The organism is Actinoallomurus sp. CA-150999 (assembly GCF_050942425.1).
Lineage (GTDB): Bacteria > Actinomycetota > Actinomycetes > Streptosporangiales > Streptosporangiaceae > Actinoallomurus.
The window spans coordinates 8,679,912-8,692,209 of sequence record NZ_CP192063.1 but is presented as its reverse complement, the minus strand read 5'-3'; the positions used below and the strand labels follow the sequence as shown (position 1 = coordinate 8,692,209).

Sequence of the window (12,298 nt, the reverse complement as noted above, 5' to 3'; positions counted from 1 at the left end):
GCCTCCCGGACCCGGCGGCACCGGCCGTCCGGAGCCGCACGCCTCAGCGTGCGAAGCCGCGCATGCGCCGTACGCTGAGGCCGGCGACGCGTACGGCGCCCCGGGGCCACAGCCGGGCGGCCAGCCACGCCGCGCGGGACGAGGCGGGGGCCACGATGAGCGGGTCGTTGCGGTCGATGCCCCGCAGCACGTCGCGGGCCAGCTCGGGGGCGGTGTAGAGCCTGCGCTGCACGCGCTGCGCCGCCTGGCGGGCGTTCTTCGCGGCCTCGGTCTCCGGCAGGTCCGGGTTGGCATTGTCGAGCAGGGGCGTGTCCACGAAGCCCGGGCAGATCGCGCTGACCCGGACGCCCCGGCTCGCCGCCTCGGCGCGGAGCGCGAGGCTCATCCCGACGACCGCGTGCTTGGTGGCGGTGTAGGGCAGCATCAGCGGCGCGGGCACCAGGCCGGCCATCGACGCGGTGTTCACGATGTGCCCGTGCCCCTGCTCCAACATGATCGGGTACGCCGCGTGCACGCCGTGGACGACGCCCCGCAGGTTGACGTCGATGGTGCGGTTCCAGTGGTCGAGGGTCAGCTCCTCGGTCAGCCCGCCGACCGCGATGCCGGCGTTGTTGAACACCAGGTCCAGGCGGCCGTGCTCCTCCCGGACCGACCGGTACAGCGCGGCGACCGCGTCCGCGTCCGTCACGTCGAGGGCGGCGGCCGTGACCTTCGCGTGCTCGGACAGCCGGTCCGCGACCTTCTTCGCGCCGTCGGCGTCGATGTCGGCCACGGTCACGGTGTCGCCGCGCGCCGCGAGTGCGGTCGCGATGGCGCGGCCGATGCCGGAGGCTCCGCCGGTGACGATGGCGATCCGGGAGGTCATGCGAGGACTCCTCGTACGGGTCTAGGGGGTATCGGGCAAAGATCCACAGGACACCCCCTAGCGGGCCGCTCGGGCCCGGCGCGGTTTCTTCGGGGTGTCCCAGAGGCCGACGACCTTCCACACCCGCGTGCTGACGCGGTTGAGCAGGCCGAGCTCGGCGGCGAGGTCACGGACCTTGGCGACGCAGGCCTTCAGCTCCGCAGACCAGGCGTCCGTACGGTACGCCTCGCGGACGACCTCCTTCGGAATGCCGAAGTACTTCACCATCGGGCCCGGGGGAGCGAGCATGATCCGCGCCATCCGGCCGAGGACCAGGGGCGTGGCCACGGCGAGCGCCCGGCGGCGCAGGGGGTGCATCGCGGGCACGCGGTGCCGTAGATAGTGGCGGGCGAAGGAGATGTGCCGCGCCTCTTCGGCGATGTGGATCCGCATGATCGTGTCCTGCAGCGGGTGCAGCCCGTCGCCGTCCTTGATCGTCTTTCGCTGGACGTAGTCGATGGGGTCCTCGCCGCCCAGCACGAAGATGAAGAACAGCTCCGTCGAGATCCTGGGGACGTGCGGGAAGATCTGGGCGAGCAGGTCGAGGGCCTTGGGCATGCCGCGGATCGGCATCTCGGTCCGGTTGACGAACTCCTGGAACATCATCGCGTGCTGACATTCCTCGCTCGTCTCGTGCAGGACGTAGCGGAACTCCGGGGATGCGTTCGGCAGCCGGTAGGCGTAGGCCAGCAGCCCGCGCTTGAGCAGGTTCTCGAACTGCAGGCCGATCTTCATCATGGTGGCCACGCGCCACAGGCCGATCCGGGACTGCACGCCCGGGGGCTGCGAGCGGTACCACTCCGTACGGCCGAGCGGGTCGACGGGCGGCAGGATCCAGCGGGGGTCGTCGGGATCGACCGCGAAGTCCGGGTCGGCCCAGGGGATGTCGGCGTAGGCGTCCCAGTGCTTGTCGACCGACGCCTTCGACAGGCGCTCGATCACACTGGTGTAGGCCGCGCGGTCGGAGACCTTCGCGCGGATCTCCTCGTCCAACGTCTTGCTCGGGGGATTTGGCATGACACTCCTCCCTTAGGGGATGAGCAGGCGGGCAAGGCTCTTGATCCGCGTCAGCACCGCCGCCTGGTGGCCGTTGGCGTCGTCGTCGAGGGAGTTCTGCAGCGTCAGGCCGACGAACATGGCGAACACGGTCCGGATGAGCGTCCCCGCGGTCTCCTCGTCCACCGACTCCGGAAAGAGCCGCTGGAACTCCTCGAGGATGACCTGGATGATCCGCTCGTTGATGCCGATGCTCAGCTCGCGCAGCGTCTCGTCCGTGCGGGCCGCCATCGCCAGCTCCATGAGGGCCAGCGCGGGCGCCTGACGGAATATCTCCCACAGCAGGTCCAGCGCGCCCTCGACGTTGCGGCGCTCCGTCGGCAACGCGGCGAACGCCCGCTCGAAGGCGAGCCGCTGGCGCTCGAGCAGGTGCTCGAGCGCGGCCGCGACCAGCAGCATCTTCGTGGGGTAGTGGTGCTGCTGCGCGCCCCGCGAGAGGCCGGCGCGGCGGGCCACCTCGGTCGTCGAGGTGCTCGACCAGCCCAGCTCGGCGAGGCATTCCACCGTCGCGTCGAGCAGGCGGGCCTGGGTCTCCGCACGCCGCTCCTCCTGCGTACGGGAAGCGCGGCGCGGCACCGGGCCGTGAAGTCGGCGACTGGTCACCGAGTCCTCCGAAGGTTGCCCCGGCCTTCAGGCCGGGGAGGAATCCGGACTCCGTCAGGAGCGGCCCGGCATCGCCTAAACGGTCCAAAGGCGGAGTTCGCCGACATTCGGTCATTCGACTTACACATTCGGATCGCGGTTGTAACGTGTCGGTCATGCGGACGGCGTACAAGTGCCGGGCCTACCCGGACCCCGAGCAAGCGGCGGTGTTCAGCCGTACGTTCGGGTGTGTGCGTCTGGTGTGGAACAAGACCCTGGCCGAACGTCACGCGGCCTACCATCAGCGGGGCGAGAAGACCTCCTATAAGCAGACCGACGCCGCTTTGACCGAGTGGAAGAAGACCGAGGACCTGGCGTTCTTGTCGGAGGTGTCTTCGGTTCCGTTGCAGCAGACGTTGCGGCATCAGCATGCGGCGTTCGCGAACTTCTTCGCAGGCCGCGCCAAGTACCCACGGTTCAAGAATCGCGGCTCCCGGCAGTCGGCGCACTACACCCGGTCGGCGTTCCGCATGAAGAACGGCGAGCTGTACATGGCCAAGACGACCACGCCGCTGAGGTTCGTGTGGTCTTTTGAGGACGTGGACCTGCCCACGCTCAACCCCACCATGGTCGTCATCTCCCGTGAGGCGGACGGCCGCTGGTACGTGACGTTCGCCATCGACACTCAAGCGCCCGAGCCCATGGACCAGGCCGGGCACACCATCGGCGTCGACCTCGGTGTCAAGGACTTTGCGGTGACTTCGGATGGGGAGCGCATCGCCAATCCCCGGCGTCTGGAGCGTAAGGCCCGCAATCTCGCCCGCTATCAGCGGCGCATGGCCCGCTGCCAGCGTGGCAGCATGAACCGGCGCAAGGCCAAGGCCAAGGTCGCCCGCGCCCACCGCAAGGTCCGCAACGCCCGCGCCGACTTCCTGCACCGCACCAGCACCAATCTCGTCCGCAGGGCCGACACGATCGTCATCGAAGACCTCGCGATCACCAACATGGTCAAGAACCACAGGCTGGCGCGGGCGATCTCCGATGCGGGGTGGGGGGAGTTCCGGCGGCAGCTTGAGTACAAGGCCGAACGCACCGGACGCACCGTCGTGGTCATCGACCGCTGGTATCCCTCCTCTAAGACCTGCTCGGTCTGCGGGCACCTGCTCGCCAAGCTGAGCCTTTCCACCCGGCACTGGACGTGCCCTACCTGCCGCACCCGGCACGACCGGGACATCAACGCGGCCAAGAACATCCTTGCGGCTGGTCGAGCCGTAGCCGGGGGAACCCCTGGTGATGCCTGTGGAGCTGGTGTCAGACGGCAAGGGTCCTCCCTTCCGCATTCGGCGCTGAAACAGGAACCCTGCGCCGTGAGGCGCCCGGCGTAAGCCGGATCGGCCGCAAGGCCGATGGGACTCCCCTCCCCAGGAGAGGGAGGAAGTCAATGACATGCCTCGACGGTAAACGCCAACACACATGCAATCAAGACTGCTTGTTTGTTGCCCCGATCACACTATTGGATCCCCCGTACAAGACCGGGCCGCCCTGTCAGGTCGCCGCCGATCTGGCCGATTCCGTAGTGATGTGGCCAAGTAGGCGGCCCGTCTGGGGAGATGTGGCCAGGGTTGTCGGCGTACGGCTTCCTGTGCTGAGCCGGGTACAGGTGAACGTGCAGAGGAGATCGGTGTGTCCGGTGCCCCTTGAGATTTACGGCCTTGGCGTGCCCCACCAAGTCCCGTGGTGGTGTAGAACGCGGTGCCAGTCGTCGTTGGAGGCATCGTGGGGCACTGCTACGAGCATCGCTTCGGCCTCGGCGCGCACGTGCTCGATCTGGCTCGCTGTCAGGCGCTGGCAGTCCCAGAGCAACTCGGCCGCCTCGGCCGCCAGCGGATTGTCGGGGGGCGTCGGCTCGGAGAGGACGGTGCCGGTGATGGCCGCGAGGTCACCGATGGGGATGCCGAGGGTGGTCGCGAAGCCGGCCAGCCAGGCCGGCCTCAACGGAGCGCTGCCTGTGGCGATGGAGTGGTAGGTGGAGGCGGATAGGTACATGCGGCCCTGGGTCAGCAGGGCCGATGTCCTGGCAGCGGCGGGCAAGGAGAGGTTCCGGTTGGCGCACAGCATGGCGACGAGCATTGCGCCGAAGCCGCCGTCCTGCAGGTAGTACCGCAGGTAGGGGGTGCGCGGTGGATCGGCCGGACGGACGTGGGGCAGGTGAGGCAGTTGCTCGACTGTTGCGCGGATGTGGATCCGCTGATCTTCCGGCAGCACCATCGTGATGTGGAGGACACGGGCGAGTCCGGAACCCGCTAGCGGTTCGCAGGGCTGCAAGGGCTCGGGCACCGGGAGACCGGCGATCACGAAGAGATCGGCGGTGTGGAAACCGAGCGCGGCGGCGAGGTCCTCGAGGTGCGACACCGATGGTGGCGCGCCGTCGGCCACCGAGTACAGCTCGGATTCTGGGATGTCGGACGCGGTAGCCAGCCAGGCGATGTCGGTCTGGCGGTAGTTCAGGAGCCGTGTCAACAACACACCAAAACCGGGATGACCGGGATGATCTGCCATGCTGCCACCATTACCAGGCGGGGACGGACAGCGGGACGGGAACGGCCCCCGTGCCAGTACTGATCGCCATCATCGGCACCACCAAGGAATGGTCGGCCACCGGGGGCTGCGCGGGCGGGATCGTGGAGGATCGAGGGATGCTGGTTCGTTTGGAAAAGACGCCGCATCAGCATCAGCGGCCGACGAAGGTTCGAGTTCGCTCATCCGTCGGCCACGCCGTAGTGCTTTGGGGTGGTGATTCGGAAGAAGTGGACGGCCAACACCACGTCGAGTGGAGCGTCGACGAGGACATCCAGTGGGGGCATAACACTCAGTCAGCCGCGATCGCCGAGCCGGGCTTCTGGCAGGACGGTGACCAGGTTGTCTTGCGAGGTCGCGTTCACTTCACTGAGGACGGCGCTGCCGTACTTGAGATGGGCGACTCGCAGATCTTGTTCGATCTCGCCGCGCCGCCGCCTGAGAGCATCGACCGTGCTTGGGTCGAGATCAGCGTCGAAGCGGGCAAAATCACGCTTTGGCCCTATCGGCTTTGACGTCACAAGATCGGCGACGGAGCCCGTTTACCTGTACTCAGCTCTGCACACCAATGAGTACGCCGACAAGGTCCGGAGTTCAGTGTTCCCGGAGGCCGCATTCGGCTGGGTAGAGGGCGGAGCTGGTGGACATGGTGACCGATGGCGGTTGCCTGAGTTGGATGCAGGGACACGCCCGCATGCTAGACCAGCATGATTACCGGCATCCGGTGCTGTTCGGCGAGCACCATGTGCCGATGATCAAGGGAGCGCACAACTTCCCCTGTTGCCAGGGTTGGTCACCGCTTCGGGTGCAGGAGCGCGGCCACCGCGCGGCCGGGGAGGAACAGTACGAGCAGCGCCAGCACGACGTGCACGGTGATGAAGGCGTAGGCCTGGTACTTGGTCGGCGCGTGACCGATGAACACCGACATGTGGTATGCCCACGTCCACACGTCCGGGACGTGCTGCCACTTCGGGTCGGTATGCGGGTTGACCAGGATGTACGCGAGGTCCTCCAGGCCGGACAGCTGGAGGAGGAGCAGCGCGCCGCCGAGCCGCAGGGTGCCGGTCCGCGTGCCGCCGCCCAGCCGGTAGGACAGGCAGAGCGACAAGATGATCAGCGGCACCAGCGTCAGCATGTGGTAGTACAGCTGATCGCCGTCGCGCCCCGCGTAGTAGAAGATCCGCGGCACGAAGAAGCAGAACATCGCGAGGAACGCCGCCGGGATCACCACCAGGTGCAGGCGGAGCCGGCGCGCCCAGTCGACGTCGAGCCAGGCGATCGCGCCGGCCGCCGCCAGGAAGGGCGTCAGCTCGAACAGGAACAGCCAGAGCGAGCTGATCTTGTGCTGGTGGGGGACGGCGAACCAGATGGTCCCCGCGAGGATCAGCGCCGTCAGCAACAGACCGATCGTCACCGCGTTGGCGCGCACGAAGGACGTGCGTCCGGGGCGGACCGGCACCTCCTCCACGGACGTGTCGGCGGTCTGTTCAGACGTGGGCATCCGGTTCTCCTTGGGTGGCGAGCAGTGGTGTCGGGACGACGACGATCCGCAGGGTCTCCAGGGCCCGCGCCATGACCTGGCCGGTCTCCGCGCCGGACGCTCCGGTGGTCACCAGGTGGCCGATCTTGTGGCCGGACTCGGTGAACGGCCGGACCAGGTCGCCGGGGCGGACGTAGACGTCGAGGCCGGCCACGCCGGGCATCGCGCGTACGGCGTCCAGGCCGGCGAGGTCGGCGAGTTCCCCCTCTTCGGAGAGCGGCGACGCGAGCAGGCGCAGCATCGACGGACGCGGGGGAGCGGGCACGATGTCGAACGGCTCACCCATGACGAGCGAGATCAACGCGGCGACGTTGTCGATGCCGTAGCAGGCGCGCAGGAGGTGGGGGATGCCGTTGCCTCCCATCCGCGCGCCCGCCTCGATGATCCGGAACTCGCCGTCCGCCGCCGCGACGACGTCGAAGTCGGCCGGGCCGTCGCGCAGGCCCATGGCCGCGCACAGGCGTACGACCAAGGCGATGAGGCGGTCGGCGCCGGGCATCGAGACCGGGCAGACGTGGCCGGCGACCATGAAGTCCGTGTCGGGGACGAGCCGTTTCTCCATGACGGCCGCGAACATCGCCGCGCCGTCCCGCAGGAAGAGTTCGACGACCAGATGGCGGCCCTCGACGTACTCCTCCGCGATGACGTCGCCGTCCAGGGAGTACGCCCGGGCGTGGGCGAAGGCACGGCCCAGTTCGCTCGGCCGGTCGACGCGGTGGACCCCCTTGCCGCCCGAGCCGTCGTTGGGCTTGACGATCAGGGGAAGGCGCAGGCTGCGGGCCGCGTCGATCAGGTCGGCCGGATCCGCGGCACGGACCCACGCGTGACCGTCGACGCCCGCGCTCCTCGCCATCGCGTGGAACGCCGCCTTGTCGAGCGAGACGACCGCGGCCTGGCGCGGGTACCGGTAGGGCGTCGCGTAGTACGCGCACAGCTCGTGCCAGGTCATCAGGGCCGCGTCGCTCGCCGCGGACACCACCGCGGCGGGCCGCCGGTCGCCCAGCGCGGCGATGATCGCGCCGGCGTCCCGGGTCGTCACGTGCAGGAACTCGTCCGCGACCCGCAGCGCGGGGCGGTCCCGGCGCTGGTCCACCGCGATGGTCCGGATGCCGCGGCGGCGCGCTTCCTGATAGAGCGGCAACTGCTCTTCGCTCGCGCCGAGGATGAGCAGGTCGGTCATCACGCGACCCCTGAGGGCCCAGGCCGGAGGTCGTCTCCGGCTCCGACCCGGAGGAGGCCCGCGCCGCGCTGCGCCCGAACACCCGGCTGCTCTACCTGGAGACTCGCGGCCGTCACGACGCCACCTCCCGGAGAGCCGGGCGGGCCGTCTCGTCGTCCTGGAGCGCCACGGGCGGCGCCGGACGGCCCGTTCCGCCATCGATCGTGTCCTCGTGACGCAGTTCCACGTTCGCCTCGCGTACGTAGAAGAGGCGAGAGGGCTGCTGGTCGCGCATGAAGCGGTGGACGTACCGCGCCAGCACCGCGACGCAGGCGAGCGTCAGCGCGGTGCCGACGGAGCCGAGACCGACGAGTGCCGCGAGCGCGCCCACCACGGCCGCGAGGTAGACGTACAGGAACGGGCGCCACGAGTAGCTGAAGAACAGCTCGAAGCTGTAGCCGATCAGGCGGGTCACCCGGAACTTGGACTCACCGGCGGTACGCGGCCGGTGCTCGGTGGGCACGAGCGCGTAGCGGGCCCCGACCAGCGGGACGGCGGCGATGAAGTACGGCGTGCCGAAGCGCAGGTCGGCGATGGTACGGGCGACCGAGGTGCGGATGACCCGGAAGGAGGACGCGCCGCGTGGAACGTCGATGCCGAAGAGCCGGCGCGCCGCCCAGTGCATGCCGTTCGAGCCGATGCGCCGGATGAACGGGTCGTCGCGGTCCTCGCGGATCCCGAAGACCACGTCGTAGCCTTCGGCCGCCTTGGCGAGTAATTTCCGGATCTCCTCCGGCGGTGCCTGCAGATCGGCGTCGATTTGGACGCACCATGGCTTGGCGGCATATCGGGCGCCGGCCGCGTGTGCGGCCTCGAGCCCGAAATTCCGAGTGAACGACAAATAGGTGACGCGGCGGTCGTCGGCGGCCACTTTCCGTATTCGTGTCAGAGTGTCGTCCGTGCTGCCGTCGTCGATGAAAAGGAACTCCAGATCGGACACGTCCTGCAACGCCTCGCCGATCGCGCGATGCGCCTCCTCGACCTGCGCGCCCTCGTTGTAGCAGGGCACGATGACGGTGAGGCCGGTCATCCGGCGGTCACCTCGCCGGTCGGTGCGGATCGTCGCATCGTTTTCGGCGATTGCGCGGAGAGTGACGAAAGTGTCACGTCGGATACCTGGTCGAACACGCCTCATTCCCTTCTGCGCCACGCCGCGCAGCATCCGCCGTGTTGCGAACTTGTGGTTCGCACGGCCTCGGGCTTTTCAAGGGTGAATAGCGAGGATTGGAGGGGAACATAGCATCCGGCGTGCGCGAAGAGAAGATTTTTTAACGCCTTAGATCGTATTCAAATCCCTGACTATTTGTACGGTCCTCTTGTTAGCCTTTTCGGGCGCGGCCGATATGTGACGTTAAGGGCTAGGACGAGTTCTTTGACGCCCAGGGCATAGACCGCGCCGGCCGCGCCGAGCAGCGGCGTGGCGACCGCGCCCACCCCGGCGACCGTGAGCATGCTCAACACCGCGCCGCGCGCGCTGGTCCGCAGCCCCGCCGCGTCCGTGTTCTCCAGCACGAACGTCACCTGGCTCATCAGCAGGTAGGCCGGGATCCGGGTCACGATCAGCACGGCCAGCAGGACGGTGAGCCGTACCGGAGCCAGGTCGGTCACGGGAGTGGGGAACACGGCGAGCAGCGCCGTGGCGGCGACGAGCCAGCCTGCGCCGAGCGCCACCACCGGGCGCGCAAGCCGCGCGATCCGGGTCCGGCCGTCGGCGGCGCCGTCGATCGCGAGCCGGGCCGACAGGCGCGGCTGAAGCAGCCGCTGGAGGAAGTAGACGAAGGCGATGATCACCGCCCAGCCCTGCAGCACCAGGTAGAGCTCCGAACTCTGCCCCGCGTGGGCGCCCGCCGTCAGCTCCACGTAGAGCACGCTGGTCCCGGCGTTCATCAGCACCTCGGGCGTACCCATGAGCACGCTCGTCGCGGTGAGCAGGCGCCGGACCCCCGGGCGGGGACGCCGCTTCGGCGCCGGGCGGCGCAACAGCAGGCCGAGGGCGGCCAGCGTGAGGACGAGCTGCCCGGTCAGGTAGGCCACCGGCGAGATGCCCGGCGTGTAGGCCAGCCCGATCAGCACGACGGTGCCCAGCGCGAGCAGCAGGAAGGTCAGCGTGTCGCTGCGCGGCCGGCCGAGTGCCCGGTGCAGCGCCACCCCGAGCAGCACCGAGCCGAGGGCGGTGGCCTGTGCCGCCGCGAGGGCGTACAACGCGACGCGCGACTCCGGCGCGGCCACCACCGCGACGGCCGCCACGCCCACGAGGAGAATCGGCGCCAGCAGCGCGAAGGCCCGTAGCGTCGCGACGAGATCACCATGGGTTCGCCGGGCCCGGGGCAGCAGCTTCAGGGCGGCCTTCTCCGGCCCCATCTGGACGACCGTCGTCAGCCAGCTGGTGGTGCCGAGCGCCGCCGCGTACGGCGCGAACCGCGCCGACCCCCAGGCGGCGAGCAGGAGGATCCCGGCCGCGTACAGGGCCAGGCGGTATGCGCTCCGGCCGGCGATGAGCGACGCCACCGTCCAGAGCCGGACGCGCTCGGGAACCTCGGTGGACGGCAGCGTCTCGGTCATGTCACGACGCGCCGCCGGCGGGCTCCTCGCCCGCGTCCGGCTCCAGAGCGGCCAGGACGGCGTCGCGGAGGGGGCGTGCGCCGTTCTCCAGATAGGCGCGGACGGCCGCCTCGACGCGAGGTGCCCCGAACGTCTCGGCGACGCTTCGGGCGGATGGGCCCTTCGCCACCCGGAACAGCACGGCGAAGAAGACTCCGACCTGTTCGCCGCGAAGGCCCGCGGCCAGTCCTCCGGGCTCGAGCAGCGCCTTGACGCGGTCCGGGTCCGGTTCCGGCGGCGCCTCCGCGCTGATCCACGTGGCGGACCGGCCGGCCGTCGTGAACCATCGATGAGCGTGCCGGGTCCGCTCGGCGGCCGTCCCCGGGTCGTTGCCCTGGGCGACCAGGTGCGCCACCGCGGCATCGACGTCGTAGAAGGAGGCGTTGAGTGCCCCGATCACCTTCGTGAACGGAGTGGGCTTCGCCGGCAGCTCGTTTAGGGGGACCTCGCTCAGCCGTGCGAAGCGCTTCCGCGCTTCGGCGGAGTCGCGGGCCTGGGCCGTGAACCGGTCGAACTCGGCGTACCAGCGCGTCAGCGTCCGGCGGTCCGGGGCCTCGGCCGGTTTCTGGTCGTCTTCGCGCAGCCAGCGGACCATGCGGGGCGGCATGAAGGCCAGCAGCGGGTCGCCGTCGACCGGCGTCACCCGCGGCGCGGCGTCGCGTCGCCAGAGACCGCGCCCCGCCTCGACGTCCGCGCGCCGGGCACTGATCACCGCGCCGCACGACCGGCAGGAGTAGCGGACCGTCCGGCGGCGCAGCCGGATGACGTCCGGGCCCGGACGGCCGCACTGGGCACACGGAACGTCGATCACCGGAGGGTCGCCGCCGCGTACAGGGGCGAGAGCCGCGCGCCGAACCGGCGCTTGAGCTCGAACATCGACTTCCCCATGATCATCTTCTCTCTTCCGTCCTGGATCAGCTGGTACATCTGCCGCAAGAAGTGATCGAAGTACAGGTGCGGGCGTCCCCCATCGGATCGATCACGGGTGCCCCAGCCCTGGCAGAGCAGCGTCCTGCCGTCGTCGACCTGCAGGGAGTAGGCGAGGAGTTCGCCGTCCGGGCGCCGATAGGTGAGGAAGCGGATCCCGGGGCGTCCGGACAACATCTCGAAGTACAGCGCCGGAACGGGCACCGGGACGGTGAAGCGGCCGCGGTAGCGGTGCTGCACGACGTTGAGCAGCCGTCCGGCGTCGGCGCCGTCGATCGAGGTCTCCACCGCGGCCCGCACCCCGGGATCCTCGCTCACCAGGCGTTCGACCCGCCGCATGTGCCGGCGGTCGTCTCCCGGAAGATCACGCAGGTACTCCTCGACGCCGCCCCAGCGGTTGTCGACGACCGCCTCGGGCTCGCCGGGCCGGATGACGTGGCCGCGGAAGATCGGCCTGTCCTCGTCGACCACCTGGCGGTAGACGACGCCGGCGCAGCGCAGGCCCAGCCGGTGGGCCATGCCCCGTTCGAACGCCTTGACCGCCGCCGCGCGCTCGGCGGTTCCCGACTCCGGGTGGAACGCGTAGCCCGGAGTCGTGACGTACGGCGCCAGGTGGCACTCGACGAGCCCCGGCAGGAGGCGCGGGGACGTGCCGAGGAACCTCCGGGGCGGCCGCGCGCCCCGGTGCCGCGCGTGGAAGAGCGCGCACGGCGTGCCGCCGTCCGTCACCAGCGCCATGTACGCCGGCTGCCGGGCGAACCACGCCAGCCGCATCAGGAGATCGTCGTGCCAGATGGCCGGCAGCCCGGCCGTCCGGACCAGCGCCGGCCACTCGGCCGGAACCGTCTCGCGCACCGGATCGACGACCACGACGTCCAGTGCCATCGACGCC

12 protein-coding genes are annotated in these 12,298 nt (G+C 69.6%); 2 read left to right on the top strand and 10 right to left on the bottom strand.

The genetic code is table 11. The features are described from left to right. Nucleotides 1-43: 43 nt before the first annotated feature. From ACQP2O_RS40220 to ACQP2O_RS40210, 3 genes are read right to left on the bottom strand one after another with little or no spacing between them, the layout of a single operon-like run. Entirely contained in the window at nucleotides 44-865 is an 822-nt protein-coding gene (locus ACQP2O_RS40220; RefSeq protein WP_433174441.1) for an SDR family NAD(P)-dependent oxidoreductase, read from the bottom strand. Between the two features lie 57 nt (nucleotides 866-922). Then, nucleotides 923-1,921: an AurF N-oxygenase family protein gene (locus tag ACQP2O_RS40215; RefSeq protein ID WP_433174440.1), complete on the bottom strand. Its 999-nt coding sequence runs from the start codon at nucleotides 1,919-1,921 to the stop codon at nucleotides 923-925. A 12-nt stretch (nucleotides 1,922-1,933) separates the two neighbouring features. Next, entirely contained in the window at nucleotides 1,934-2,563 is a 630-nt protein-coding gene (locus ACQP2O_RS40210) for a TetR/AcrR family transcriptional regulator (protein ID WP_433174439.1), read from the bottom strand. A gap of 155 nt (nucleotides 2,564-2,718) precedes the next feature. Between ACQP2O_RS40210 and ACQP2O_RS40205 the strand changes: the two genes are divergently transcribed. Next, nucleotides 2,719-3,927, top strand: coding sequence for an RNA-guided endonuclease InsQ/TnpB family protein (locus ACQP2O_RS40205; RefSeq protein WP_433174437.1), 1,209 nt, complete (start codon nucleotides 2,719-2,721; stop codon nucleotides 3,925-3,927). Nucleotides 3,928-4,246: 319 nt separating this feature from the next. Here ACQP2O_RS40205 and ACQP2O_RS40200 read toward each other — a convergent pair whose 3' ends face one another. Further along, the gene (locus tag ACQP2O_RS40200) at nucleotides 4,247-5,101 is read right to left on the bottom strand and encodes a hypothetical protein (protein ID WP_433174435.1); all 855 of its coding nucleotides are present in this window, start codon (nucleotides 5,099-5,101) and stop codon (nucleotides 4,247-4,249) included. A 50-nt stretch (nucleotides 5,102-5,151) separates the two neighbouring features. Between ACQP2O_RS40200 and ACQP2O_RS40195 the strand changes: the two genes are divergently transcribed. Next, complete coding sequence (locus ACQP2O_RS40195; RefSeq protein WP_433174433.1) at nucleotides 5,152-5,634, top strand: hypothetical protein; 483 nt, start codon at nucleotides 5,152-5,154, stop codon at nucleotides 5,632-5,634. A gap of 278 nt (nucleotides 5,635-5,912) precedes the next feature. On the opposite strand, the gene ACQP2O_RS40190 is transcribed toward ACQP2O_RS40195, so the two are convergent. From ACQP2O_RS40190 to ACQP2O_RS40165, 6 genes are all read right to left on the bottom strand, one after another. Next, the gene (locus ACQP2O_RS40190) at nucleotides 5,913-6,620 is read right to left on the bottom strand and encodes a hypothetical protein (protein WP_433174431.1); all 708 of its coding nucleotides are present in this window, start codon (nucleotides 6,618-6,620) and stop codon (nucleotides 5,913-5,915) included. Further along, nucleotides 6,607-7,839, bottom strand: coding sequence for an ATP-grasp domain-containing protein (locus ACQP2O_RS40185; protein WP_433174430.1), 1,233 nt, complete (start codon nucleotides 7,837-7,839; stop codon nucleotides 6,607-6,609). Before ACQP2O_RS40185 ends, ACQP2O_RS40190 begins: the two co-directional genes overlap by 14 nt. Before the next feature lie 112 nt (nucleotides 7,840-7,951). Further along, entirely contained in the window at nucleotides 7,952-8,908 is a 957-nt protein-coding gene (locus ACQP2O_RS40180) for a glycosyltransferase family 2 protein (protein ID WP_433174429.1), read from the bottom strand. Nucleotides 8,909-9,177: 269 nt separating this feature from the next. Beyond that, a complete protein-coding gene (locus tag ACQP2O_RS40175) occupies nucleotides 9,178-10,440 on the bottom strand; it encodes a hypothetical protein (RefSeq protein WP_433174428.1) in 1,263 nt (420 codons plus the stop codon). Nucleotide 10,441: 1 nt separating this feature from the next. Next, entirely contained in the window at nucleotides 10,442-11,290 is an 849-nt protein-coding gene (locus tag ACQP2O_RS40170; protein WP_433174427.1) for a hypothetical protein, read from the bottom strand. Continuing rightward, nucleotides 11,287-12,291 carry a GNAT family N-acetyltransferase gene (locus tag ACQP2O_RS40165; RefSeq protein ID WP_433174426.1) on the bottom strand — a complete coding sequence of 335 codons (1,005 nt, stop codon included), beginning with the start codon at nucleotides 12,289-12,291 and terminating at the stop codon, nucleotides 11,287-11,289. The genes ACQP2O_RS40170 and ACQP2O_RS40165 overlap by 4 nt, the downstream gene beginning before the upstream one ends. Nucleotides 12,292-12,298 lie beyond the last annotated feature (7 nt).

What these genes read in the sequence shown, in the direction of transcription:
- ACQP2O_RS40220 (WP_433174441.1), bottom strand. Translation starts at nt 865, where the DNA reads ATGACCTCCCGGATCGCCATCGTCACCGGCGGAGCCTCCGGCATCGGC.
- ACQP2O_RS40215 (WP_433174440.1), bottom strand. Translation starts at nt 1,921, where the DNA reads ATGCCAAATCCCCCGAGCAAGACGTTGGACGAGGAGATCCGCGCGAAG.
- ACQP2O_RS40205 (WP_433174437.1), top strand. Translation starts at nt 2,719, where the DNA reads ATGCGGACGGCGTACAAGTGCCGGGCCTACCCGGACCCCGAGCAAGCG.
- ACQP2O_RS40200 (WP_433174435.1), bottom strand. Translation starts at nt 5,101, where the DNA reads ATGGCAGATCATCCCGGTCATCCCGGTTTTGGTGTGTTGTTGACACGG.
- ACQP2O_RS40190 (WP_433174431.1), bottom strand. Translation starts at nt 6,620, where the DNA reads ATGCCCACGTCTGAACAGACCGCCGACACGTCCGTGGAGGAGGTGCCG.
- ACQP2O_RS40185 (WP_433174430.1), bottom strand. Translation starts at nt 7,839, where the DNA reads ATGACCGACCTGCTCATCCTCGGCGCGAGCGAAGAGCAGTTGCCGCTC.
- ACQP2O_RS40180 (WP_433174429.1), bottom strand. Translation starts at nt 8,908, where the DNA reads ATGACCGGCCTCACCGTCATCGTGCCCTGCTACAACGAGGGCGCGCAG.
- ACQP2O_RS40175 (WP_433174428.1), bottom strand. Translation starts at nt 10,440, where the DNA reads ATGACCGAGACGCTGCCGTCCACCGAGGTTCCCGAGCGCGTCCGGCTC.
- ACQP2O_RS40165 (WP_433174426.1), bottom strand. Translation starts at nt 12,291, where the DNA reads ATGGCACTGGACGTCGTGGTCGTCGATCCGGTGCGCGAGACGGTTCCG.